Genomic DNA, 24,583 nt, shown 5'->3' with positions numbered 1-24,583 from the left:
AGTTTATCATACTGATATTCTGCTATTACTGTCGATCCCTGCGAAACTTTAGATGCATTGTCAATGTTTTGTGAGAAGCAGCTGCGTGAGGCAGCTGCTTCTCTTTTCCGTTATATCATTTTATCTCTCTGTTTTTTTGTTAAGCTGCTGCCAAAATAGCACCAACCACCATATTAAGTACAGCAAGCACCAAACCGATGATAGAAATTGCCAATGCGGCATTCGCCTTGCTCCACTGCTGTGCCTTTGCCTTTGCAGCCAGAACAATACCGATAATGCTCAATACCAACCCGCCTAAAGCGAATAGCAAAGATAAAATCAATCCGATAATTGCTACGACTAATGCCGCAGTTGCACTCTTCTTAGTTTCCATGGTTATTTACTCCTTTTTGTTTTATTGCAAAATTATATATGTCTTGAATGGAATCAAACAAATCTTGCTCTCGTTCCTTAAATGGGCAGTCTCCCGCGCGATCCAGCATGTCTTGAAAGATTTGATATTGCTCAATGATAGCAGAAGAATCATCTCGGTGCCCCGCTACATTATTTTGATGAAATTCTTTCATACGGCGGGCAAAATGTATGGCCGCAACAACTGCTCTTTTACGGCAGCGATTTTGTTCTTCTTCCGTTTCCGCCTGCTGTAGCTCAGACATTGCCTGTTCAAAACGCTGTTCCAAATCTTCATACGTCATAAAGATCAGACTTTCTTTCCGCATATTTCGCGGCATTCCCATCTTAGCGGAAAGCTCTTCTACTTCACACAGACAATCCAATGCATATTTCACGCCAGCCTCTCGCTTTTCTTCCGACCATCCAACAATTTGCAACCACTCATTGACAAGCGGCGGCTGCATATCAATCGCACGGCTCTGAAGTTCTTTTAGAATCTTTTTGCGGAAGCCTCGATGTCCTTTGGGCGGTATGGTATCCCACACTTGTTGTGCTGCTTGGAATCGTTCTACTGCTTCATGAAATGTATATGTCGGCTTCGGTGGCGTCTCCATATGATTGTCTTTACCTAAAAATTTCCAAGGAATGAAATACACGGCTGCTATTAGCGTAATAGCATAGATATAAGTAAATGCTTCAATTCCAGATTTAATGTCAGGGCTTTTAGATACAGGGATAATAATACAAAACAACAAAATAGTCGAAACAACTATCGACATATGATAGTAGAATTGAAGAATATGATAACGAATCTTATATTTTTGGATATACGAATTCATATATCGTCCCCAAAACCAAATCCTCCAAGGTAACAATGAATCAATGTCGCGTTGTCGTATATCGCCTACATTTTCTTTAAAGATGTCTCCTAATATCCCTCTATAGCAAAGACCTATAACGTCCGTTACCAATATAATAACTATTATCTCTGTGTTGATTATCTCCATAGTCTAAAAAAGATTTAAGTTTTTGAAACCTCTTGTTTTTTGCAACATATCCTTTAACTGTCCATAATCCTAAATAACAAAAAGCATTTTGGGCTACTGTTTTACCTCCAGCTCTACCTGCACCCTTCCAAATAGAACGATTATTTGCTTTAATTATTATCTTTGCAGCTTTCTTCGCACCTTGAAGATTCTTTTTTTTGCACTCTTACTTAAAATCCGACCACAAGTCTTAGTTTGCTTCATAATCTTTTTTGCTGCTTTCCCCATAGTTTTAACACTACTTTTAGATCGAGAGCCTACAACAGATGGTAACGCAGAAACTACAGTTGCTTTTCCAATGCTTGCTGCAATTTCCAACCTTGTATTTTGTTTCTGCCCTCGTCTTTTCTTTTCAGTATACGTGCTATATTGATTATGAGCTTCAACTGCGGCTCCCGCAACACCATTTACTATTGCACTTGCAACAGTTTCTGCACCAGACAATGCAGTTACAGCCCCTGAAACAGTTGCTGAAGCAATTCCGCTTGACAATCGTTCTCCTGTGCAAAAATTAGATATTAATTGAACTGTAACATTAGCAGCCGCTTTAGGGCATCATATTCGAACGAGCAGAATTATTTCTGTATTGTTGGATACATTGCGTATACGTCAGATAGTTTTTCCATCAGTGCTTGGTCGCCAGCTTCTTTTATTCTTGCAGATATTGCATCCATTTTTTCATTTATAAAGGAAACACACGCGGCGTTTTCATCAGAATCATCTCTTTCAATCGCGTCATTGTTTTTATGTACAACGTCAATCTTTTCAGCGACCTCATCCGCCCATGTTATCATTTCATCGAAACAATGTTTTTTCTGCTCCGCTCCACATGCAGATTCCAATTTTTCCTGTAATTTGTCATATTTACGGTCATAAGCCTCCAAATAGACGGTCAAATAACTCACATTTCTAAAATCATCACCCGGTTCACACACTTTCTTCTTTATCACAGGATTTTCGGATAACTCAGCTATGCATTGCTCTGTATATTGTATTTCTTCGTCCCGATCGATTTCTTGTACTTTAGGCGCATCGACATAACAGTAAAAATCTACAAGATACTTGCACATATCCAACGCAGCACTTGCTTGAAGCATGATCATTTTTTCTCGTTTCTTTTGCGAAACACGTGCATCATATTGTACAGCACGATACTTCTTTTCCGCAGACTTGTACGCATCAACGGCTTTCTTATACCGTACAAGAGCTTTCATTACTTCTCGCTCTTCATCTACTAGTGTAGTTCCCCGCAACATAAAGCCTTCCCACACCCATGACAAACATGCATATACGAATATTCCATCAATCATTGAATTGATAAACGGCTCATATATTGTCCATCCAAAATGGATGACCGGATAAACACATAACAGCAAACAAGCAAAAAGGAAAGCAATGTGTTTGATGATATAAACTATCCGAGCAAAGGGTCGTTTTCCAAGCGGCTTTAACGGAAAAAATCCCACAAAATTTCTCAGCCATGAACGATTTTTTCGATATTCATATGTTTGCGAAACTCCTACTGTTCCATATAAAATATCACAAATCACATCATAGCACAAGAAAGCACTCACAATCACTTCAAACTCACTAAGGAAAAATTGCAAATTCATTACCTCATCACCTCTTGCTATTGGATCTTTTCCCCATATTTTTAAATCTCATCAGCCACCATTTTCCTTGATTGATACGAACAAGATTTTTTTGATTTGCATTTTTAGCAAACTTAAAGTTAACTTTTCCTGCTTCTGTCTTGTATCCGTCAGTTTCTTCTTCATTGATGTCGAGAGTCGGAGTATATGTGGAAGCATTAACTTAATTTTCTACCGCCAATGCTTCCACAGGCAGACACTCCAACCCAATCAGCATTGCCATAAATAGAGCAATACGCTGTATAACTGCCTTGTTCATTTTTTACCTTCTGTCTTTCTTTTCAATTTACATTTTTACATTCTGACTAGCCGAGCTTTTGATTCACCAAAGCAACATATATAATACACATAATCTTAACAGTTTTGCAACAACTTTTTAACATTATCTTAATCTTTGTGAATCATACGCAAAGAATCACATCTGATTTTGTATAAAATGCGAATAATAAAAGCAAGTGAAATTGCTCTACATAGTAAAACGCACCTCATTTGTGTAAACAAGATGCAGTTCACTACCATATGCTTTCTTCTGCCGGTTTTGAACCCAATTGTTGTTATCTCTCAAAAAAGCAGCGGAGTAAAAAATGTGATATAATAGATATATTAAAAGAAATCGGAATTAAATTCCTAAAAAATTTTCGAGATGTCCTTGCCCATTTTCTGATTTGTATTCCTTAAGATTGGGTAGATTTTCAATTAAACACTTACACATATTCTTTTATGAATTATTAAATAAGAGGACACAAATCATGACGAACGAAAACGCAAACGCAAAGGCGAAGGAACCTCGGAGTCTGAGCGAAATTTTGGCTGATGCCGAAGCCACAGAGACTTGGGCACAGCAGATGAACCAGCAAATAAATGAAAAGCTGGAACAGCACGTGCAGGATTTGCTGGTTAGGATCAAAATTCTGAAAACGAGGACACATGATCCAAACAGATCTGATGAAATCAAACAGACATTCGAAGAGGCTATTAAATTGGAAGAAAGCAACGATCTAAAGAGAGTCGCCATGTGGGAGTATGTATCATACTTAGAGGAACAAGGCGACTGCGAAACCGCCATTCCATTGGCGGAGAGGTTTTTTGCTTATATCGAACTGAACGGAGATAAAAGTCAGATTGCAGATGCAGCTAATATGTTGGGGGGATTGTATTATGTAACAGAAAATTCCTCAAAGCAGGCCCAGCAGAAATTTATTCAAGCGAATGGGATTTATGAGCAACTTGTAGCTGAAAATCCATCAGTCAGTTATCAAGCAAAATTGGCAAGAACTTGCTACGATTTAGGCACTTTGTATGCAGATTATAGAGATAGTCATCACATGGACTTTGCAAAGCAAGAGCTTCTCCGAGCAAAGAGAATTTATGAACAGCTGGTGGCGGAAAATCAATCAACCTATTTGATAGATCTGGCAAAAGCCTGCTACTGTTTAGGTATCGTGTATGCATGCACGAACTGTCCAGAATTGGCAAATGAAGAATTCTGCAGATCAAGAGACCTCTTTGAACAGGACTCCAAAATCCATCGGTTTATTAAATTTAGATGAGAAAGATCTATAAGAACCTGATCATTCAAATACGTGTGTTCGTTTTTACACAATATCCGCCTTAAACAGCCGATAAATGTCTCTACATTGCGCTGTATCGCCTACTCATCCACTTTTTCTACCATTTCTATAATAAATGCTATACTTCAAAGCGAAAGGCAACGTATCCAATATGACACAGGAAAACCAGTTCATAAATAAAATCCTTTCGTTTGCCATAGGCGGAAACCCACTACCTTTAGGTGGTGGGAGGAGCCTTGTAAATCTTTAATTGTTAACCCTGATTCTCAATATATTTTTGTGACGATTGTTTCTATTATCCATAATTCACCTCAAGGCATTGATTTTCACTAATTATTACCATATAATATATTTAGTGAAATATCTATGAAAGGAGTACATCTATGGAACAGATGACTATTACAGCTAAAATTCAAATAGTCGTAGATGAAACAGATAAGGTTTTGCTTGATGAAACTATGTCTGTTTATCGTAATGCCTGTAATTATGTTTCAGACTATGTATTCCGTACTCATGACTTAAAGCAGTTTTCACTTAATAAGGTTTTGTATTCTACTTTACGAGAAAAGTTTAATCTTAAATCGCAAATGGCTCAGTCCGTTTTAAAGACTGTTATCGCCAGATATAAGACCATCTTTGAGAATCAAAATGAATGGATTAAACCCTCGTTCAAAAAGCCTCAGTATGATTTGGTTTGGAACAGAGATTATTCCTTAACACAAAACTGCTTTTCAATCAATACGCTAAACGGTCGTGTGAAGTTATCTTATTTTGCAGATGGAATGTCTAAGTATTTCGACCATACGATTTATAAGTTTGGTACAGCTAAACTTGTAAAGAAGCATGGCAAGTATTATCTTCACATACCAGTAACCTACGATGTCGAAGAAAGTAATATTTCTGACATCTGTAATGTTGTGGGTATAGATAGAGGTATTAACTTTGTTGTTGCCACTTATGACAGCAAAAACAAGTCTGGATTTGTTAGTGGTAAGGCTATAAAGCAAAAACGTGCTAATTATTCCAAACTTCGTAAAGAACTCCAAATGCGACAGACCTCATCTTCAAGACGAAGAATGAAAGCGATTGGTGGGCGAGAAAACCGTTGGATGCAGGATATTAACCATCAGGTATCAAAGGCACTCGTCAAAAATAACCCAAAGCACACTCTCTTTGTATTGGAAGATTTATCAGGTATTCGTAATGCTACAGAACGTGTTAAAACAAAAGACCGTTATGTTTCTGTATCATGGTCTTTCTATGACCTTGAGCAAAAACTAATCTACAAAGCAAAACAGAATCAATCTTCTGTTATTAAGGTAGACCCTCGCTATACAAGTCAGTGCTGCCCTTGTTGTGGACACGTTGAAAAGTCTAACCGCAATAAGAAGATACATCTATTTATTTGCAAAAACTGTGGTTACAAATCCAATGATGACCGCATTGGAGCTATGAATCTGTATCGTATGGGAATAAACTATCTTGCAGATAGCCAAGTACCTAATACAGTTGTAACAGAGTAAACTCTGCTACAAAGGGTGCTGTCAACCACCCTATGATGTAACGCCACTTTAGATAGCAATATCTATTGGGGTTAAAGGTCGGAGGTGTAAACCGTTAGTACGACTGGGCAGTTACAAGCCCATGACCTTTAGGTCGTGGGTAGTTGACTCTCTCGTGCTATCAGCACATTGCCGATTTGAACGCCGCTCGCAATATTTTTATTGTGCAGCACAAGCAGACGCACAAACTATATGTCATGAAGGTGCGCAAGCAATATAACAAAGCTGTATATCTGCAATTGCTGCAGCATCATGTTCCCAACACGCCGGAGCTGCTCGATGTGCTAGAAGATGAGGAGCAGCTGATTGTCATTGAGGAATATATTTCCGGCCGAAATCTACAGGAAATTTTAGATGATAATGCGACGTTTCCCGAACAGCAGGCGCTGGATATCATCTGCCAGCTGTGCCATATCTTGCGCGAGCTGCATGCTTTTTCTCCCGCTATTATCCATCGGGATATCAAGCCGTCCAACATCATTTTGACGGAAAATGGAACAATTAAGCTGCTCGACATGAATGCCGCCAAGCAGTGTCATGCAGACAAAACGCGGGACACCGATTTGATTGGAACCGTCGGTTATGCTGCACCAGAGCAATTCGGCTTCGGTTCTTCTACAACCGCAACGGATATTTACGCCGTCGGCGTGCTGCTGCACATGCTGCTGACCGGCGATACACATATTCCCGTCAGCGGAGCACTTGGTAAAATTATTCAAAAATGTACACAAATCGACCCACAGGCGCGATATGATAGCATTTCTGCACTGCTGTGTGACTGTCAGGCGCTGCTTCCGGCCTCGAAACCTGTTATGACGCGCGGCAAGCGGTTTTATCGCTTTCTTCCGCCCGGCTTTCGTACGCTTCAGCCGTTTTACATGACGTTCTCTACCATCGGCTATGCCATGCTGTTTTATATCGGCTTTACGCTCACATCCGATAATCCCGCCGACGTTTTGCTCGACCGCATCGCATTTATCGCTGCATTTTTGCTTGTCATTTTGTTCTGCGGCGATTATCTCAACGTGCAGCGTTATTTCCCCGGCTGCAGCAGCCGTTCCCGCCTGCTGCGCACGGCAAGCATCCTCAGCTATAGCGTCATCCTGTTTTTGCTGCCGGTGTTTCTGGACGTTTTGCTCGCCTCACTTATCACTGGTAGTATACCATAAAGATACAACAAAAGCACTTCCTCGAGTGGAAGTGCTTTTGCTTTCCATTGTAAGTATTAAATATCCGTCACGGGAGAACCGCTTATCCTTCTTCCGACACTTCCGGTTCCGGCACATGCTCAACCAGATGGTCGCAGTACACACAGCGTTCTCCGTCCTTCGTGTGGATAATATCCATCGGAAGATACGTCTCCGAGTGCGTGATACACTTTGGATTGGTGCAGCGCAGATTCGGCATGCCAATCAAATGCTTCGGCATGCGCACGCGCGACTGTTTGCTCAGCGTCAGCAACAGTGCCATGCGCGCATACATGGCGAACCGTGCCTGATCGAAGTATACCGCGCGCGGATCGTCATCGACATCCTGTGCAATTTCATCGACACGCGGCAGCGGATGCATGATGAGCAGTTCTTTTTTCGCATCGCGCAGCTTTGCCTTGGTCAGACAGTATGTACCCTTCAGGCTCTCATATACATCCAAGCTCGCAAAGCGTTCTTTTTGAATGCGCGTCATATACAACACGTCCAGCATCGGAATAACCGGCTCTAAGCCGGATACCTCGTAAAACTTCATCTGATGCTCTACCATAAACTGACGCAGGTATTCCGGAATCGCCAGCTCGCGCGGAGCAATCAGATAGAACTGTACATTTTCATAGTTTGCAAGGAAATGAATCAGCGAATGTACCGTGCGGCCATACTTCAAATCACCGCACAGACCGATTTTCATATTGTCCGCAGAGCCACGCAGACGCAGAATCGTCGTCATATCCGCCAGCGTCTGTGTCGGGTGCAGGTGTCCGCCGTCACCGGCATTGATAATCGGCACTTCAGAAAACATGGAAGCCGCCTTTGCCGCACCCTCGTTCGGGTTGCGCATGACGATCATATCCGCATAATTGGAAACCATCGTAATGGTATCCTTGAGCGTTTCGCCCTTCGCTGCTGAGGAAGAGTTCGGGTTCGAGAATCCGACTACATTGCCGCCCAAACGCATCATAGCCGTCGAAAAAGACAGATTGGTTCGGGTGCTCGGCTCATAGAACAGGCTTCCTAAAACCTTGCCGCGGCAGGCATCCGTATAGCCTTCGGGTCGGTCGATAATATTTGAAGTGAGCTTGTACAGCTCATTGAATTCATCCATTGTTAGATCACTGAGGTCGATAATATGTCGCATGCATGCGTTCCTCCTTGTATTTTTTTTATTGTAGCACAAATTTCTCCTTTTGAAAAGAGCTATGAGAGATAGCAGCTCACGCATTGCCGAAAGAAGCCGCTGTCTCTCATTTGCTGTCTATTATGCCGGACAAACCTGCACAGGTTACCCAATCGTCACATGATACAGCCGCATCCAGTGATGCAGCTGTAAAAAATATGCTATGGTCTGCGGCGTCTGCATAAGCTGCCCATACCACGGCTGCGCCCGCGTCTCCGTCAGCAGCTGTTCCAGCGCATCTCTGCGAATAAAATCAAACATCGGAGACGTTCCCTCATCCAGCACCTGCCGCAGCAAATTGCTGACCGCCCGCATATACGCCGGATTGTGCGTCTTTGGATACGGGCTTTTCTTTCGCACGCGTATTTCTTCCGGCACAATGCCTTTGACCGCTTCACGCAGCAGCCCCTTTTCTCTCCCTTGCAAATTCTTCATGCTCCACGGGACGTTATACAGATACTCCGCAATGCGGTGGTCGCAAAACGGCACACGCACTTCCAGACCGCTGAACATACTCATACTGTCTTTTCTCGTCAGCAGCGTCTGCATGAACCACGCAAAATTCAAGCGCGTCATCTCTCGAATGCGTTGGTCATCTTTTCCGCGCACGCCGTTCGGCAGTACCTGCGTTATCGTCTGTCGGTATTTTTGGTCGACAAATGCCTCTGCATCTATTTGCTGTTGCCATTCCTGCGTCAAAAAGGACGCGCGGTACTGCGTAGACTGCGCCCACGGAAATCCCGCCTTGCGGCGAATATCTGCATCCCGATACCACGGATATCCGCCAAAAATTTCATCGGCACATTCGCCGGAAAGCGCCACCGTGCCGATTTTTTTAATTTTTCGGCAAAAGAGCAGCAAAGACGCATCCACATCCGCCATGCCCGGCAAATCCCGCGCCTCCACCGCCTCAAACAGCGCTCGAACAAGCTGCGGCGTATCAATGACAATCAGATGATTGTTTGCACCGATTGCATCATTCATTTTGCCAATATAGCTGTCATCGCTGTTTGGCTGAAAATGCGATGCCTGAAAATATTTGGCGTTGTCCCGATACGTCACGGAGACGGTTTCCAGTTGCTTTCCTTCTCGCGCGTACTGCTGTGCCGCCACAGCGGAAATAATGCTGGAATCCAATCCGCCGGACAGAAACGTACACAACGGCACATCGGATACCAATTGCCGTTCAATGGCATCTATGACCAACCGGCGCACGGTTTCTATGGTTTCTTGTTGGGAATCGGTGTGCTCCTTATCCTCCAGATGCCAATACTGCCGCAGCCGAAGCCCTGTTCTGTGCGAATACGTGCCGCACCAACCGGCAGGAACCTCTCGCATGCCGCGCAGCACGCCGCAGCCCGGCGTTCTCCCCGGCCCCAGCAGCACCAGTTCCGAAATGCCGTTTCCATCTATCTCTGCCGATATATCCGGATGTGCCAGCAAGGTCTTGATTTCCGAGGCAAATAAAAATGTGCCGTTTTTCTCTGTAAAAAAGAATGGTTTTACGCCGATGCGATCGCGCGCAAAAAACAGCTCCTGTTTTTGCATATCCCAAACCGCGAACGCATAAATGCCATTCAAGCGTTCCAGACAAGCCTCTCCCCACGCCAAATAAGCCGTCAGCACCACTTCGGTATCCGAATGCGTTGAAAAGACATACCCTTGTTTTGCCAAGTCTGTCCGTACTTCTGCGGTGTTATATAGTTCTCCGTTATATACGATGACAGCATGTTCCCGCCGCATTGGCTGCCGGCCGCCTTCTATATCAATGACGGCGAGCCGATTATGCAGCAGCGCTGTGCCATGTTTCACCCAAACGCCTTTCTGATCCGGTCCGCGGCGGCGCATGGTATTTTGCATCTGTTCGAGGACCTTCCTCGAAGGAATTTCGCCTATCATTCCCGCAATGCCACACATTTGCCACTCCTCCTGTCGCACAGATGGTTTGAACGCAAATAGTGTATGTGCCCGCCGCTCGGCATATACTACTTTTCATCTAATTTCCTAACTATTTTGCAGTATGCCTGTACATTTTTACGGATTTTTGCCGCAAAATCCACATTATTTCTATTTTTTGCACCTACACCTTCTTGACATTTTGGGCACTATTATCGTACAGATGTATACGGTGCAAAAAACATCATCAAAGACGGGGTTGTTCCGGAGGATTTTGTGTATTCTTCTTCCGGTTATCTGCCGGATAGACAAAACAGAACCGGCATGGATTGCTCCATGCCGGTTCCGCTTTTCATGTATGCTGTTAAGGAATTGTATGTTGGATTTATCTGAGGCTTACAGCATGCTTGTGGAGGATGTTTGTGGGTATCTTCCTGCCGCATCCAGCCGGAAAGTTATGCCAGTGCTGCGCCGAGAGCCTTGCAAGCTGCAATGCCGTCATCGTTCGGTGCTTCGTTGCAGATTACGCTGTCAGCTGCCAGTACTGCGCCGTAATCTGCGCACTGGTCTTCCCAAGAGTGCATCCACTCGCCGGTGCCCCAGCCATAGGAGCCAAACAGGGCGATATTCTTGCCGCCGAGCTTCGGACCGCAAGCGGTGAACATCGGCTCAAATTCAGCTTCTTCCAGAACCTCTGCACCCATTGCCGGGCAGCCGAATGCGATTGCATCGTAATCGCCTACCATGCCTTCGTTGAAGTCGCTGCAGAAGAACAGAGATACGTCTGCGCCCTTCTCCTTTGCGCCCTCTACTACTGCATTTGCCATTGCCTCCGTGTTGCCGGAGCCGCTCCAATATACTACTGCTACCTTTGCCATGTTGATTACCAACCTTTCTTGAAAAAAATCAATGTATTTATCGCGTGGAAACGTTCTCAGCAAGCGTGTTCTTCCAAAATGTTGCGCAGGGCAGACATCGAGCTCGAATGAGAACGTGCGACAATCATGCTATCCTGTCCCTTGGTTTCGTTCAATGCATATCGCAGCATCTTATGGGACATCGTGCTGGTGAACAGCACCAGCAGATCGGGGCATCCGATTTTGTTTTTCAGGCCGTCCTTCATCTGCGTGAAGACTTTTGCCTGACAGTCGTATTGTTTGCAAAGATCTTTATAACGGCGTACCATACAGTCATTGCCGCCAACAATTACTACACTCATGCTTTTCACCTCTCTGTGCGTTAAATTAGTGTTTGCTAACCTGTCATCCAAAAGAAAACGCCCGCAGGCGCGTTCTTTCGTTTGACAATGTTAGTTTACGGTAATTTCATCTTTTCCTCTACTCCGTTTAGAGCATTTCCTGCTCCAAACAGACATTTCACTCTGAGGTGTTTCGATATTCATTTGGCGTGACGCCCAGCACATCTTTAAACGCCTTTGCAAACTTGCTCGGATTTTCATAGCCGTATCGTCCGGCGATCTGCATGACGGTATCGTCGGTCTGCCGCAGCGCGCAGGCAGCTGCCTGCATTTTTTGCGAGCGCGTGTACGCATAGATAGAAACGCCATATACGCCCTTAAAACTGTTTTTTAGCTGCGTAGGAGACACGTAAAATTGCTCTGCCAATTCGTCGATGGTCACGCGGCGATCCATGTGCTGTGCCAAATATCGTCCGGCATCCTTCGCCAGGGTGACTTGATTGCCGGAATAGCTGCGCTCACGAACCATGTCATCGTCCAATGACATGCTGCTCAGAAACAGCAACAATTCCAATATCTTTACTTTGAAATAGCCCTTTCGGATACTCTCGGGAACCGTGTACAGCTCCGAAAAAATATGTGTCAAACGCGGTTGTGAACGGACAACATATCCCGCTTCATTTTTGCAAAATTTCTGAATCAACGTTGTCGGCTGTACGTTGACATCCTTCAAAAAGCACGAAAGGCACATCGGTGAATGGTCTGCATCAATCAAAATGGAGATGCCGTGATAATGGCTGAGCGGATAGTAGGACGCATGGCTGCAGTCCTTCCGCTGCTGGATGGATAAGTCTCCCGCCGTGATATAGTAAAACTGGTCACCGCACTCGCACTCAGCCCGTCCCTCTCTGCAGTGATTGATTTCCAAAAAGTTTCCATGCATCGCCGGTTTCATGCCGGAGCTCTGCATGTGGATGTCATTGTAAACCAAATCAATGCCCGGAAAGACACGGTAGCAGGTCATCCGTGCGGTTCCTGTTTCATCTTCTCGGGTGTAAATGGTACAGTCATCTTCTCGCGCTACAACTTGTACACTGTTTCCGTATATGCACTTTTCCTGTTCTGTCAATTTCATCGTATGTAGAACGCTCCCTGTACGCAAAGTACCTGCTTTCCGGTTTTATTAGTTTTAGCTAATCATATTATATAATATCACACCCTTCTTCTCTGTCAATAGTTTTGCACAGGTAATTTTTTATTTCGGCATTTTTTCAAAAAAAGACGGATGTTCTCTCAAACATCCGTCTTTTTCACATTCTTCTTCTCGACTTATCTATATGCTCTCTCAAAGATAGTTGCACATTCCTCATCGGAGAGCGGCACGCGGTCTGCGCGGAACAATGCGCCCATCGTCGCGCGGGCATTCTGCGCCAGCGTCAGTGCTTCTTCCTTTTTCATTCCAAAATCTGACATTTTCAGGCCGTATACGCCGCAGGCCTTCTGCAAATCCTCCAAAGCAGTCAGAAAATCTTCCGGTTTAGATGCATCTTTTTTGCCGAGCGCCTGTGCCATCCGAACAAATCGTCCATCACACGCATGCGCTTTGACAAAGTGTTCATAGTACGGCAGAGAAATCAAAATAAGTCCTGCGCCGTGCGGCAGCTCCTGATGATACGCACTCATCGCGTGCTCCATGGCGTGCTCACTCGTCAAGGAACACATCGTCATAACCACACCGGACAACGTATTGGCAAATGCAACATGCTCGCGCGCTTCCAAATCCTTGCCGTTTTCCACGGCACGTGCCAAATAACCGCCGATATTCTCTATCGCCGTCAGTGCATACATATCGCTCATCAGGCTCGCAGACTTGGCAATGTATGCTTCTACGCTGTGAAACAGTGCATCAAAGCCCTGATATGCCGTGAACTTCGGCGGAACAGAAAGCATCAACTCCGGATCCACAATAGCGGTCTTCGGGAACAAACGCGCATCACCGCCCAAACCGATCTTCTCATTGGTTTCCTCATTGGTAATGACACTGAATGCATCCACTTCGCTGCCTGTGCCCGCTGTTGTCGTGATGGCAATCACCGGAAGCGGATTGACACTGATACGCTGACAGCCGCCCGTGCCGCCATAGACATAATCCCAAATGTCGCCGTCATTGGTTGCCACAATCGCGATGGCTTTGGATGCGTCAATGACACTGCCGCCGCCCAAAGCAACAATAAAATCGCAGCCGTGTTCCCGCGCAAATGCGCCGCCTGCCATGACCGTAGATTTCAGCGGATTTGCCATAACCTGATCAAATACAACGGTCTCTGCGCCCGCCTGCTGCAAAGCTTCCAGCGTGCGATCTAAATATCCATTTGCCCGTGTCGATTTGCCGTTAGAAATGACAACCAGTGCCTTTTTGCCCGGCAGCTTTTGACGGCTCAGCTTGTTTAAGCTTCCTGCGCCAAAAATAATGCGAGTTGGTACATACATGCGAAAGCTCATCTTGTTCCTCCTATTTGTCGTGTGATTTCATCATATCGTTCCGGTTCCCAGTCTTCTTTCAAGGCAAACAGTCCTCTCTGCAACAGCATCGCTGTCTGTTCCGACACATGTTCCGCGTCGGTTTCCAATGCCAGCTGCTGCAACGCACGCAGCAATCGTTCTTTCGCATCGCGCACGATAGGAATCGCCTGCCACAGGCAAACCATATCATAATCATCCGTATTGCCGCAGCGTGCCTGACAAAATACACAGCCCGGCGCAACGGTATTTTTTTCCTCCGATGTCTTTTTTGTCTGTGCTTGGATTGTCGGTATATCGGTTTCTTGTGCCGAGCACCGCAGACCATTTATATAGATACGATCGGTGTTTTGCGTTTTCGGATTGTTGGTGCAGGCGTGAGACAGTCCAATGAGCACACCCAGTAAAGCATCTCTAGCCTGTTCTATGCTCTCCATCGCATCATCCTCCTCATGTTCTTTTATGTTTAGTATAGCATATCCTGCATCCATCTGAAAAGCATAAAAAAACAGCGAAGAAAGCCTTCGCTGTTTTATCTATTTTGTTTTTGCCGTGCTAAAAAATTATGCCATTTCCTCGCAGAACTTCAGTGCTGCTTCTGCTGCACTTGCTGCGTCCGGCGTGTAGCAATCTGCACCGATCTGCTCGCAGAAGGTCTGCGTAATCGGCGCGCCGCCGATCATGATTTTTACCTTGCCGTTCATCTCGGAAGCCTTGACTGCGTCTACAACGTTCTTCATCTCACCCATGGTGGTAGTCAGCAACGCAGAGCAGCAAATCAGCTTTGCGTTGTGCTCACGTGCAGCATCCAGGAAGCTCTCGGTCGGCACGTCAACGCCGATATCAATGACTTCCAGACCCTTGCCTTCCATCATCATACGAACGAGGTTCTTGCCGATATCGTGCATGTCGCCCTTTACCGTGCCCAGAATAACGGTGCCCTTGGTCTCTACGCCGTCTTCTACCAGATACGGACGCAGGATTTCAACGCCGCGGTTCATCGCGCGTGCAGCAACCAGAACCTCCGGTACGAATACTTCGTTGTTCTTAAACTTCTGACCGATGATATCCATGCCTGCCAGCAGACCGTCTTCCAGAATTTCACTTGCCGGAATGCCCTCTTCCAGAGCCTTGGTTACAGCAGCCTTTACCTTCGGTGCGCGGCCCTTCTGCAGCCACTCACTAATTTCATTCAAAGTCTCATTCATACAATATCTCTCCTTTTGGTTTATATGTTGTTCTTTGAGATTATTGTACGATATTACTTGTGCAAAATCTTGTACCGGATTGTTCTTTTTTGGACAAAATTACTTAAATTGTACTAGCGGACCAGTCGTCCACACCGCACGCCACACAACGAAATTTTTTGTCTGTATAATCCGCCTCGATGCGGCTCTCGGGCAGGCAAATCAAAAATTGATTGTCGTTCCACGGCCCATTGACCAACGTCTCCAAATACATCATGCTGCCCGGCACACGACGAAATTCCCAGCCAAAATCCTCCGAAGCCTGTTTGGCATAGGCCTCCATCTCCGGCTCATCGCCCAGCGGGCTGCTGATATAAGCACAGCACTTGTAATTTGTCATCCAGCTGTTGGTGCATTCCATCAGATAATCTGCGTTTTCCTCGCCGTAATCGCGCACATATTCCTGCCGCTGTATTTCGTAGTTCTCTCTGGACGGCGTAAAGGACTGTTCAATCCATCCGCGATTGTACCAATACACGCCCTGCATCTCTCGGAACAGCATACGATACCGCTCCGCGGAGCCGAGAAACAACGAGATGCAGTCATCGCACCGCGGCACGATAATCGGAAGCGAACGGCTTCGCAGACCTATCACGCCGTTGGAACACAGACCATACGCCAGAACAATCGCCTGAAACCGCTGGCTTTCCCGTAGCGCTTGATTTTCCTGTTCGATTTCATCAATGGTCTTTTGCAATTGCGCGCGCAGAACATCCGGCGTATCATGCAGTCCCTGCCGCAGCCACCAAACCCGTATAATATTTTCACTTTTTGCTGTCAGCAGGCTGATTTCCCGATTCATCACCATGCATCCAATCATTGCTATGCGCATGTCTGTTCCTCCCTGATTTTTCACTAATATCAGTATATCGTTTTCGCGTTTTCTTCGCAAGTGGTTTTGCCATCTGGTCAAGATTGTACCATCTGCCCCGCGCAGGGTAGGCAGAATCGTCCTATCTTCTCGTATCATCCCATGGTATAATGGACATACATTCCAAGGAAATGAGGGGCACGATGAAATACGCAATTGGCATTGATACCGGCGGCACCTGCACGGATGCCGTCTTATATGATTTTGATACCGGCAAGGTACTGTGCTCCAACAAAGCACTGACGACATATGACGATCTGACACGGGGTATTTTGGAGGCATTGGACGGGTTGGATGCGTCTCTGTGCCGGCAGGCATGTGCAGCCGGACTTTCCACCACTCTCGCGACAAATGCCTGCGTGGAAAACAAATTTCGCCGGCCCAAACTGTTGCTCATGGGCATCGACCGCAAAGGAATTGCGCAGTTTGGCGCGGATTATGGATTTACCGATCCGGATGACATTGTTTATCTCCCCTGCAAAACGACAATCACCGGACAGATTTTGCAGGAACCGGATTGGGCACTTTTGCGCGCACACGCCAAAGAATGGTTTTCCGGCGCCGAGGGCTGTGCCATTTGCGAAATTTACGGCATGCGCAACAACGGTGTCTTAGAGAAACAAGCAGCCTCTGTCATCCAGCAGGAGATCGGTCTGCCGATTGTCTGCGCCAGCGAGCTGTTTTCCGGTTTATCCAGTCTGGAGCGCGCCGCCAGCGCCGTGCTCAACGCCGGATTGCTGCCGCTCACATGCCGTTTTCTCGATGCCGTCAGCCGTGCTTTTCAAGAGCGAAACATTCACGCAGACATGTATCTCGTCCGCTCAGACAGTAGTCTGATGGGACTCAACTACGCCGCACAGCACGCAGTGGAAACGCTGCTCTCAGGTCCTGCGGCCTCTGCACTCGGTGGAAGCACTCTCGCCCACGCCGAACACGCGGTGATTGTTGACATCGGCGGCACGACAACCGATATTGCTTTGATCGAAAACAATGTGCCGCTGCTTTCCAAAGAAGGCATTCGTGTCGGAAAATGGCGCACCATGGTCAAAGGATTATTCGCAAGCTCGTTTGCGCTCGGCGGAGACAGCGCGGTTCGTTGGGATAAACAGGGACAGATGACGCTTGGCCCAGACCGCATGATTCCGCTTTGTGTATTGGCCTCCCGCGAGCCGCAGGTTCTTGCGACATTGGAAGATTTGCTTCAGCGCATGCCGTGGCATTCGCTGCCACTGCACGAATTTCTGACGCTCAACCGCAAAGATTGGCGGACCTTATCTCTGACAGAACAGGAATGCCGCCTGTGTGCCATTTTGGAGCACGGCGCTTTGGGCATGGAGCAGGCTGCACAGACACTCGGCATCGACAAATATAATTTACATACCGAATCGCTGGAGCGCGCCGGTGTCATCTTGCGCGCCGGTCTGACACCAACTGACATCATGCATCTGCGCGGCGACTACACGCGATATGAACGGCGCGCCTCGATTCTCGGAGCACGTTTTGCGGCGGCTTCCATGCAGTGCAGTCTGGAGGAGCTCTGTGAGCGCGTCTACAACGAAATTTCTCATCGTGTCTTTCTCGCGGTCTCTCACATTCTGTTGGAGCACGCTTCGCCCTACTATCAAACACACGGCATAGATGACGGCATGCAGCATCTTTTGGAATTACAATGGAACAATCAAACGTCCGGCGGTTCTTCCATGCTGCAATACTGTTTTCAGTCCAAGGCGGTGCTGGTCGGCATCGGCGGGCCTGTCCACCTGTTTTTGCCCGCTGCCGCCAAGGCGCTCGGTGCGGCGTGCATCATTCCGGACTGTGCGCCGGTCGCAAACGCTGTTGGTGCCGTCACCGGCCGCATGACACGCACATTGACTGCCGAGATTCGTCCGCACGGCATGACCGTTTCCGATGAGCAGGACAATATGGGTGATTTTGAGGTTCTCTACGACGGAGAGAGCAAATATTTCATCAAAGAACCGGAAGCCATTGCTTGGCTCACACAACAGATGCAGCAGGCGGCAGAAGCCGATTTGCGCGCGCAGGGCGCATCCGGTGCCATTGCATTTCAAGTACAGCAGCGCGATGTCACAGCACCCGCATACAGCGGCACAATCAAAATTTCTACCAGCATCAGCGTCACAGCGCAAGCCAGCTTACAACTGACAGCAGCGAAAGGAGAATCCAGCCATGTTTGAACTAACACTTCATTTGAATCACCAAACACAGAGCATACCGGTTGAAGCCGGACAATCTATCAGCGAAATTTTGCAGCAGCATGTTCCGTCCTTCGCCCTTCCCTGTGCCGGAAATCATACTTGCGGCAAATGCCGCGTGCAGGCATCCGGTGCGCTTTCTCCGCTTTCTAACGCAGAAAAGAAATTTTTGACGGACACCGACATACAAGCAGGCATCCGTCTCGCCTGCGACTGCACTATTTTGGGAAATGCCGCGGTGACCGTGCAGACCGAGCAGAAGGCGCGCATCATCGCTTGGTATCAAACACCGCCATTTGAGAAAACCGAAACCGGCTATGGCTTTGCCGTTGATATCGGCACAACGACGGTTGCCGTTCAGCTGATCCAACGAGAGACCGGCCGCATTCTCGCAGAACGTCTGGCGGAAAACGCGCAGCGCAGCTATGGCGCGGATGTCATCTCCCGTATTGAGGCGTGCAAAACCGCCGGTCTCGACACCTTGTCCGATCGCATTGCGCAGCAAATTGAACAGTTGGCGCAAGAATGCTTACAGGAAGCCGGCATTTGTGCGGTCTCTGAATCCATTGTCACCGGCAATGCAACCATGCTGCATATCTATGAGGGATTGGATCCCGCTTCGCTGGCGGTGTCTCCTTTCGATGTGCAGTCCTATTTTGGCTGTTTCAGCCGCAGAACACTGGCTGGCGCGCCGGTCTATCTGCCGCGCTGCATCGGCGCATATGTCGGCGCAGACATTATCTGTGCGATTCTCGCGGCGGACTTGGAACACGGCGGCACGCAATTGCTTGCCGACATTGGCACAAACGGCGAAATGGCGTTGTTCCACGCGGACAAGCTGTTGTGCTGTGCAACAGCGGCAGGTCCGGCCTTTGAGGGTGCCGGCATCAGTGCAGGCATGCCGGCAGCTTCCGGCGCAATCCGCGCGGTATCCCTGCAGGATGACACCGTGCACTATGAAACCGTACAGGATGCACCCGCTGTCGGCATCTGCGGTTCCGGTATTTTGGATGCGCTGGCTGTCATGCTGGAAACCGAAGAAATGGATGACTCCGGTTATTTAGAGCCGCAGGACGAGGATGCCGAGGACTGGGCAATTGGCACCAGCGGTATTTCCATCACGCAAAAGGATATTCGCCAGATTCAGCTGGCAAAATCCGCCATCTGCGGCGGCTTGCTGACACTTTTGGATGAGGAAGGCATGGAGCCAGAGGATATTCAGCGTTTTGTCATCGCAGGCGGCTTCGGCAGCACGATGAATCATGCCTCCGCGGCGAAAATTGGCTTATTCCCCGCCGGATTGCAGGACAAAACCGTATTCATCGGCAACGGCGCGCTTGGCGGCGCCGCCATGCTGCTTCTCAATCGTGCACTGCGCGAAAAAACCGAACAGATGGCACAAAATGCCGAAGAACTGTCTCTGTCTACCAGCCCATCTTTTATGGATTATTACATCGACTGCATGGCATTTGACGAATTTTAAGACAGCCTGACAGCAACAAGGGCGCGCTGCAAATGCAGCGCGCCCGTTCTTTTTCCCGTTTTTTAATGATGTGCTTGACAAACCTGTAAAAAATCTTGTACCACCGGCGAAAGCGGTCCGCCTTTTTTCCAAATCAACACGGTCTGTGTTTCCAACGCCGTTTCTTCCAATGGCTGTATCCGCAGCCCTGTGCACAAACTGTGCATCGACTGCGGAAAAATCGCCGTGGCAAGTCCCGCTTTGACCCACAGCATGGCATCTCTCGCGTCATCACACACGCAAAAAACATCCGGATGTATGTTTTGCCGAGAAAATTCTTCCAAAATCAGCCGTTCATACCGGCGATATAAAATCAGCGGTCGACCGAGCAGGTGACGCAAGCCGAGAACACCCTCTTTTTCCACACGGGAATCCGGCGGAAACGCCGCGATCATTGGCTCTGTGCTCAGCTGCATGTACTCCACATTTTCCAGCCGCAGCGGTGTGCGCGCAACCGACACATCAATAATACCGTCCAACAGCAATTGCAGCAGTGTAAAGGTCGTCCCGTCACGCACCTCAAAGTTGACATCCGGATGTGCATGGACAAACCGCGCAATGTCCGGCAAAATCGTTGGAACCGTCGTTGAGGTAATCCCCAGACGCAGAACGCGTTTTTTTCCCGCTTCAGACACCTCTCTGCTTGTCGAACGGGCATACTCCAACAAACTGCAGGCACGTTGGTACAGCATTTGCCCCGCCTCTGTCAATGCAACGCCTTTGCTTGTGCGCATAAGCAGCGCGGTATGCAGCTCCTGCTCCAATTGTTTTAGCTGATAGCTCAGCGGCGGCTGCGACATATTCAGCCGCCGCGCCGCCTCGTGGATGCTGCCGGACTCCACAATCCGGCAAAAATATTCCAACTGCCGCAGTTCCATGCACATGCTCCTCTCAGCGATACAAAAAAACTATCTCATAAATACAAAAACAATACTTTTTATATTTATAATAATGGACTATACTATAGTTTGTCAAGAAACGGAAAGGAAGAACCAAAATGCAAAATCTTGCTGTTTATTTGAAAAAATACCGAAAGGAAAGCATTCTCGCGCCGCTGTTCAAACTGCTCGAAGCGCTGTTTGATTTGTTCGTTCCGCTGGTCATCGCTCGTATGATCGATACCGATGCGGCTTCGAACCGGCACTTGATTTTTCTGTATTTCGGTGTGCTGCTGCTTTTGGCGTTTGTCGGCTTGGGCTTCAGCATTGTCGCGCAATTCTTTTCGGCAAAAGCCAGTGTCGGCTTTGCCGGTGCTGTGCGGCAAGCGGTCTTTGACCACATCCAAACGTTTTCGTTTACCGAGTTGGACGCCATCGGCAGCGATACGCTGATCACCCGCCTGTCCGACGATGTCAATCAGGTGCAGACCGGCGTCAATATGGGGCTCCGTCTGCTGCTCCGCAGCCCGTTCATCGTGCTGGGCGCTATGGTCATGGCGTTTACCATCAATGTGCGCTGTGCACTGGTCTTTGCCGTGACGATTCCGATTTTGTTCGGTGTCACGTTTCTCATCATGATGCTGAGCATTCCGCTGTTCGGCAAAGTGCAGGCCGGTCTGGATCGTGTGACGGCACTCACCCGCGAAAATTTAACCGGCGTGCGTGTCATTCGCGCTTTTTGCCGCGAGCAGCGCTGTGTAGAGGAATTTGAGGAAAACAATCAGGCACTCACCCATCTAAATCTGTTTGTCGGCAGGCTGTCTGCGCTGCTCAATCCACTGACGTATGTACTCATCAACATCGCAACCGTTGTTCTGATTCAGCGGGCCGGCGTTCAAGTCAATCTCGGCAGCCTGCCGCAGGGACAAGTAGTCGCACTGTACAACTACATGCTGCAAATCATCGTCGAGGTCATCAAACTGGCAGCCTTGATCATCACGCTGAACAAGTCTCTGGCCTGCGCCAAGCGCGTTTCCAGTGTACTGGACATCAAGACAAGCATGACGTATCCGGCGCGCACGCCGTCTTTCCATATGGAGCACACGGCTGCTCCCGCCGTAGCTTTTGATGATGTCTCTTTCACCTATCAGGGCGCCGGTGCACCGAGCCTGTCGCACATCAGCTTTTCCGTCATGTCCGGCGAAACCGTCGGCATCATCGGCGGCACCGGCAGCGGCAAATCCACACTGGTGCATTTGATTCCGCGTTTTTATGACGCCACAGAAGGCAGCATTCGCTTGAACGGCTGTCCCATCCAAGACTTTCCGCATGAAATTCTGTGCCGAAAAATCGGCATTGTGCCGCAGCGCGCATTGCTGTTTCAGGGCAGCATTCGTGAAAATATGAAGTGGGGCAATGAGCACGCATCGGATGAGGCGCTTTGGCAGGCGTTGACCTGTGCACAGGCACGTGAAATTGTCGAAAACAAGCCTGACAAGTTGGATTTCCACTTGGAACAGAACGGCCGCAACCTGTCCGGCGGTCAGAAGCAGCGGCTGACGATTGCACGCGCGCTGGTAAAAAATCCGCAGCTGCTCATTCTCGATGACAGCTCCAGTGCCTTGGATTTCGCAACGGATGCCGCATTGCGCAAGTCGATTCGTAATCTCGGCGACAGCGTAACCACATTTCTTGTATCTCAGCGCATCGCCGCTGTCCGGCAGGCAGATAAAATTCTCGTTTTGGACAACGGCACACTCGTCGGCGTCGGCACGCACGAACAGCTGCTGCACGACTGTCCGGTGTATCAGGGAATTTATGAATCGCAATTTCCGGAAGAATCCAAGAAGGAGCGTGAGGACGCATGAAAAAGCAAAACAAAAACACCACATCCGCTTCGTTCCGTCAGCTGCTTCCCTATGTGAAATCACATGGATTTGCACTTGCCTTGAGTATTATCCTCGCGGCGGTCTCTGTTATTTTGCAGTTGTATGTTCCGATTCTGTTCGGCGATGCCATTGACCAGACCATCGCCGCGCATCGCGTGGATTTTGTACAGATGTGGCGATATCTGCGTTTGATTCTTTTGGTGGCTGCCGCTTCTGCGCTGTGCACATGGCTCATGAATCTGCTCAACAATCGCATGACCTATCACATCGTGCAGGACATTCGTTCCCGCGCCATTCGGCATATTCAAAAACTGCCGCTCTCATATCTGGACAAGCACAGCTCAGGCGACATTGTCAGCCGCATCATCACCGATACCGATGTGTTATCGGACGGACTATTGCTCGGATTTACCCAGCTGTTTTCCGGTATCATGACCATTCTGGTGACGCTGATTTTCATGTTCTCCAAAAATTTCTGGATTTCTCTGATGGTCATTGTGCTGACCCCGCTGAGCTTTCTTGTCGCCCGCTTTATCTCCAGCCGTTCGTATCGTTTGTTCCAGAAGCAAAGTGAAGTGCGCGGCAGACAGACCGCGCTGATCGACGAAATGATGGGCGGTCAAACCGTTGTCAAGGCCTTTGGCTATGAACAACGCGCTTCCGCTCGTTTTGCGGAGATCAACGAGGAGCTTATGAAGTACAGCCAGCGGGCGACATTTTACAGCAGTCTGACCAATCCGTGTACCCGATTTGTCAACAGCATTATTTATGCCTGTGTTGCTTTGGTCGGCGTTCTGCTCATCCCGCTCGGCAGCCTGACCGTCGGCGGTTTGTCGGTTTTGCTCGCCTATGCAAACCAGTATATGAAGCCATTTAACGACATCAGCTCGGTTGTGACGGAATTGCAAAACGCACTGGCATGCGCCTCCCGCGTTTTTGCACTGATGCAGGAACCTGAGGAGAAGCCGGACGACAGCCAACAGCTCGGTCATGTCCGCGGACAGGTTTGCATTCGTGATGTATCGTTCTGTTATGACCGGTCTCATCCGCTCATCGAACAGTTTGCGCTGCAAACAAAGCCCGGCATGCGCATTGCCATCGTCGGTCCGACCGGCTGCGGCAAAACGACGCTTATCAATCTGCTCATGCGGTTTTACGATGTCGACAGCGGCACCATTTCCATTGACGGCACGCCGATTACCAGCGTTTCCCGCCACTCGCTGCGCAGCAGCTTCGGCATGGTGCTGCAGGAGACTTGGCTCAAGAGTGATACCGTGCGCGAAAACATCCGCTTTGGACGTCCGGACGCAACGGATCAGGAAGTGATACAAGCCGCAAAATCCGCGCACTGCTGGGACTTTATCCGCCGTCTGCCCAAGGGATTGGATACCGTCCTGCGCGAGGACAGCGTCAGTCAGGGACAAAAACAGCTGTTGTGTATTGCCCGTGTCATGCTGTGTCTGCCGCCCATGTTAATCTTGGACGAGGCCACTTCCAGCATTGATACGCGCACAGAGATTCTCGTACAACAGGCATTTGATACCCTGATGGAAGGACGCACCAGCTTTGTGGTCGCACATCGTCTGTCTACCGTCCGCAACGCGTCGCTGATTCTCGTCATGCGCGACGGCAAAATCATAGAACAGGGCACGCACCAAGAGCTTTTGGCAGCGGGCGGCTTTTACAGTGAGCTGTACAACAGCCAGTTTCAACCGTCTTAATGCCGCTTATACACGCAAA

21 protein-coding genes and 1 pseudogene are annotated in these 24,583 nt (G+C 48.1%); 8 read left to right on the top strand and 14 right to left on the bottom strand.

The annotated features are described in order from the left end of the window. Positions 1-139 precede the first annotated feature (139 nt). From KQI75_RS01075 to KQI75_RS01060, 4 genes are all read right to left on the bottom strand, one after another. Positions 140-373: a hypothetical protein gene (locus KQI75_RS01075; protein WP_216468839.1), complete on the bottom strand. Its 234-nt coding sequence runs from the start codon at positions 371-373 to the stop codon at positions 140-142. Continuing rightward, entirely contained in the window at positions 363-1,232 is an 870-nt protein-coding gene (locus KQI75_RS01070) for a hypothetical protein (RefSeq protein WP_216468838.1), read from the bottom strand. The genes KQI75_RS01075 and KQI75_RS01070 overlap by 11 nt, the downstream gene beginning before the upstream one ends. Positions 1,233-1,556: 324 nt before the next feature. Then, a complete protein-coding gene (locus KQI75_RS01065; RefSeq protein WP_216468837.1) occupies positions 1,557-1,931 on the bottom strand; it encodes a hypothetical protein in 375 nt (124 codons plus the stop codon). 83 nt (positions 1,932-2,014) lie between these two features. Beyond that, positions 2,015-3,052 carry a hypothetical protein gene (locus tag KQI75_RS01060; protein WP_216468836.1) on the bottom strand — a complete coding sequence of 346 codons (1,038 nt, stop codon included), beginning with the start codon at positions 3,050-3,052 and terminating at the stop codon, positions 2,015-2,017. Positions 3,053-3,840: 788 nt separating this feature from the next. Here KQI75_RS01060 and KQI75_RS01055 point away from each other — a divergent pair. The 3 genes from KQI75_RS01055 (at position 3,841) to KQI75_RS01045 (ending at position 7,393) form a co-directional block, all read left to right on the top strand. Further along, complete coding sequence (locus tag KQI75_RS01055; protein ID WP_216468835.1) at positions 3,841-4,641, top strand: hypothetical protein; 801 nt, start codon at positions 3,841-3,843, stop codon at positions 4,639-4,641. Between the two features lie 404 nt (positions 4,642-5,045). Then, positions 5,046-6,185, top strand: a complete 1,140-nt coding sequence (locus KQI75_RS01050; protein WP_216468834.1) for an RNA-guided endonuclease TnpB family protein — start codon at positions 5,046-5,048, stop codon at positions 6,183-6,185. A gap of 143 nt (positions 6,186-6,328) precedes the next feature. After that, positions 6,329-7,393, top strand: coding sequence for a serine/threonine protein kinase (locus tag KQI75_RS01045; protein WP_216468833.1), 1,065 nt, complete (start codon positions 6,329-6,331; stop codon positions 7,391-7,393). An 82-nt stretch (positions 7,394-7,475) separates the two neighbouring features. On the opposite strand, the gene pyrB is transcribed toward KQI75_RS01045, so the two are convergent. Then, complete coding sequence (gene pyrB, locus KQI75_RS01040) at positions 7,476-8,570, bottom strand: aspartate carbamoyltransferase (protein WP_216468832.1); 1,095 nt, start codon at positions 8,568-8,570, stop codon at positions 7,476-7,478. Positions 8,571-8,714: 144 nt separating this feature from the next. Further along, complete coding sequence (gene asnB, locus KQI75_RS01035) at positions 8,715-10,526, bottom strand: asparagine synthase (glutamine-hydrolyzing) (protein ID WP_216468831.1); 1,812 nt, start codon at positions 10,524-10,526, stop codon at positions 8,715-8,717. 204 nt (positions 10,527-10,730) lie between these two features. Here asnB and KQI75_RS13675 point away from each other — a divergent pair. Then, positions 10,731-10,898, top strand: a pseudogene (locus KQI75_RS13675) (hypothetical protein); the annotation flags it as partial. A 62-nt stretch (positions 10,899-10,960) separates the two neighbouring features. Here KQI75_RS13675 and KQI75_RS01025 read toward each other — a convergent pair. From KQI75_RS01025 to KQI75_RS00995, 7 genes are all read right to left on the bottom strand, one after another. Beyond that, a complete protein-coding gene (locus KQI75_RS01025; protein WP_216468830.1) occupies positions 10,961-11,383 on the bottom strand; it encodes a flavodoxin in 423 nt (140 codons plus the stop codon). 56 nt (positions 11,384-11,439) lie between these two features. Beyond that, a complete protein-coding gene (locus KQI75_RS01020) occupies positions 11,440-11,724 on the bottom strand; it encodes a DUF2325 domain-containing protein (protein ID WP_216468829.1) in 285 nt (94 codons plus the stop codon). Between the two features lie 157 nt (positions 11,725-11,881). Then, positions 11,882-12,838 (bottom strand): helix-turn-helix domain-containing protein, encoded by a 957-nt coding sequence (locus tag KQI75_RS01015; protein WP_216468828.1) that lies wholly within the window; start codon positions 12,836-12,838, stop codon positions 11,882-11,884. Between the two features lie 194 nt (positions 12,839-13,032). After that, positions 13,033-14,205 (bottom strand): iron-containing alcohol dehydrogenase, encoded by a 1,173-nt coding sequence (locus KQI75_RS01010; RefSeq protein WP_216468827.1) that lies wholly within the window; start codon positions 14,203-14,205, stop codon positions 13,033-13,035. Continuing rightward, a complete protein-coding gene (locus tag KQI75_RS01005) occupies positions 14,202-14,660 on the bottom strand; it encodes a hypothetical protein (protein ID WP_216468826.1) in 459 nt (152 codons plus the stop codon). Before KQI75_RS01005 ends, KQI75_RS01010 begins: the two co-directional genes overlap by 4 nt. A gap of 126 nt (positions 14,661-14,786) precedes the next feature. Beyond that, positions 14,787-15,431, bottom strand: a complete 645-nt coding sequence (locus tag KQI75_RS01000) for a corrinoid protein (protein WP_216468825.1) — start codon at positions 15,429-15,431, stop codon at positions 14,787-14,789. Between the two features lie 103 nt (positions 15,432-15,534). Then, positions 15,535-16,302, bottom strand: a complete 768-nt coding sequence (locus KQI75_RS00995) for a DUF1638 domain-containing protein (RefSeq protein WP_216468824.1) — start codon at positions 16,300-16,302, stop codon at positions 15,535-15,537. Positions 16,303-16,484: 182 nt separating this feature from the next. Here KQI75_RS00995 and KQI75_RS00990 point away from each other — a divergent pair, with 182 nt between their 5' ends. Further along, positions 16,485-18,536, top strand: coding sequence for a hydantoinase/oxoprolinase family protein (locus tag KQI75_RS00990; protein ID WP_216468823.1), 2,052 nt, complete (start codon positions 16,485-16,487; stop codon positions 18,534-18,536). Further along, a complete protein-coding gene (locus KQI75_RS00985; protein ID WP_216468822.1) occupies positions 18,529-20,037 on the top strand; it encodes an ASKHA domain-containing protein in 1,509 nt (502 codons plus the stop codon). The genes KQI75_RS00990 and KQI75_RS00985 overlap by 8 nt, the downstream gene beginning before the upstream one ends. A 62-nt stretch (positions 20,038-20,099) precedes the next feature. Here the strand turns inward: KQI75_RS00985 and KQI75_RS00980 are convergent, their stop codons facing one another. Continuing rightward, on the bottom strand, positions 20,100-20,954 hold the full coding sequence (locus KQI75_RS00980) for a LysR family transcriptional regulator (RefSeq protein WP_216468821.1): 855 nt from the start codon (positions 20,952-20,954) through the stop codon (positions 20,100-20,102). Between the two features lie 119 nt (positions 20,955-21,073). Between KQI75_RS00980 and KQI75_RS00975 the strand changes: the two genes are divergently transcribed. Together KQI75_RS00975 and KQI75_RS00970 are read left to right on the top strand one after the other, a co-directional pair. Next, entirely contained in the window at positions 21,074-22,822 is a 1,749-nt protein-coding gene (locus KQI75_RS00975; protein WP_216468820.1) for an ABC transporter ATP-binding protein, read from the top strand. Further along, positions 22,819-24,564 (top strand): ABC transporter ATP-binding protein, encoded by a 1,746-nt coding sequence (locus KQI75_RS00970; RefSeq protein WP_216468819.1) that lies wholly within the window; start codon positions 22,819-22,821, stop codon positions 24,562-24,564. The genes KQI75_RS00975 and KQI75_RS00970 overlap by 4 nt, the downstream gene beginning before the upstream one ends. The last annotated feature ends 19 nt before the right edge of the window (positions 24,565-24,583 follow it).

It is taken from the genome of Butyricicoccus intestinisimiae (assembly GCF_018918345.1).
Lineage (GTDB): Bacteria > Bacillota > Clostridia > Oscillospirales > Butyricicoccaceae > Butyricicoccus_A > Butyricicoccus_A intestinisimiae.
The sequence above is the reverse complement of the archived record's forward strand: the minus strand, read 5'-3'. Positions and strand labels throughout refer to the sequence as shown.

Bases quoted from the DNA above. Each gene is read 5' to 3' on its own strand.
- KQI75_RS01075 (WP_216468839.1), bottom strand. From the start codon at position 373: ATGGAAACTAAGAAGAGTGCAACTGCGGCATTAGTCGTAGCAATTATC.
- KQI75_RS01070 (WP_216468838.1), bottom strand. From the start codon at position 1,232: ATGAATTCGTATATCCAAAAATATAAGATTCGTTATCATATTCTTCAA.
- KQI75_RS01060 (WP_216468836.1), bottom strand. From the start codon at position 3,052: ATGAATTTGCAATTTTTCCTTAGTGAGTTTGAAGTGATTGTGAGTGCT.
- KQI75_RS01055 (WP_216468835.1), top strand. From the start codon at position 3,841: ATGACGAACGAAAACGCAAACGCAAAGGCGAAGGAACCTCGGAGTCTG.
- KQI75_RS01050 (WP_216468834.1), top strand. From the start codon at position 5,046: ATGGAACAGATGACTATTACAGCTAAAATTCAAATAGTCGTAGATGAA.
- pyrB (WP_216468832.1), bottom strand. From the start codon at position 8,570: ATGCGACATATTATCGACCTCAGTGATCTAACAATGGATGAATTCAAT.
- asnB (WP_216468831.1), bottom strand. From the start codon at position 10,526: ATGTGTGGCATTGCGGGAATGATAGGCGAAATTCCTTCGAGGAAGGTC.
- KQI75_RS01025 (WP_216468830.1), bottom strand. From the start codon at position 11,383: ATGGCAAAGGTAGCAGTAGTATATTGGAGCGGCTCCGGCAACACGGAG.
- KQI75_RS01020 (WP_216468829.1), bottom strand. From the start codon at position 11,724: ATGAGTGTAGTAATTGTTGGCGGCAATGACTGTATGGTACGCCGTTAT.
- KQI75_RS01015 (WP_216468828.1), bottom strand. From the start codon at position 12,838: ATGAAATTGACAGAACAGGAAAAGTGCATATACGGAAACAGTGTACAA.
- KQI75_RS01010 (WP_216468827.1), bottom strand. From the start codon at position 14,205: ATGAGCTTTCGCATGTATGTACCAACTCGCATTATTTTTGGCGCAGGA.
- KQI75_RS01005 (WP_216468826.1), bottom strand. From the start codon at position 14,660: ATGGAGAGCATAGAACAGGCTAGAGATGCTTTACTGGGTGTGCTCATT.
- KQI75_RS01000 (WP_216468825.1), bottom strand. From the start codon at position 15,431: ATGAATGAGACTTTGAATGAAATTAGTGAGTGGCTGCAGAAGGGCCGC.
- KQI75_RS00995 (WP_216468824.1), bottom strand. From the start codon at position 16,302: ATGCGCATAGCAATGATTGGATGCATGGTGATGAATCGGGAAATCAGC.
- KQI75_RS00990 (WP_216468823.1), top strand. From the start codon at position 16,485: ATGAAATACGCAATTGGCATTGATACCGGCGGCACCTGCACGGATGCC.
- KQI75_RS00985 (WP_216468822.1), top strand. From the start codon at position 18,529: ATGTTTGAACTAACACTTCATTTGAATCACCAAACACAGAGCATACCG.
- KQI75_RS00980 (WP_216468821.1), bottom strand. From the start codon at position 20,954: ATGGAACTGCGGCAGTTGGAATATTTTTGCCGGATTGTGGAGTCCGGC.
- KQI75_RS00975 (WP_216468820.1), top strand. From the start codon at position 21,074: ATGCAAAATCTTGCTGTTTATTTGAAAAAATACCGAAAGGAAAGCATT.
- KQI75_RS00970 (WP_216468819.1), top strand. From the start codon at position 22,819: ATGAAAAAGCAAAACAAAAACACCACATCCGCTTCGTTCCGTCAGCTG.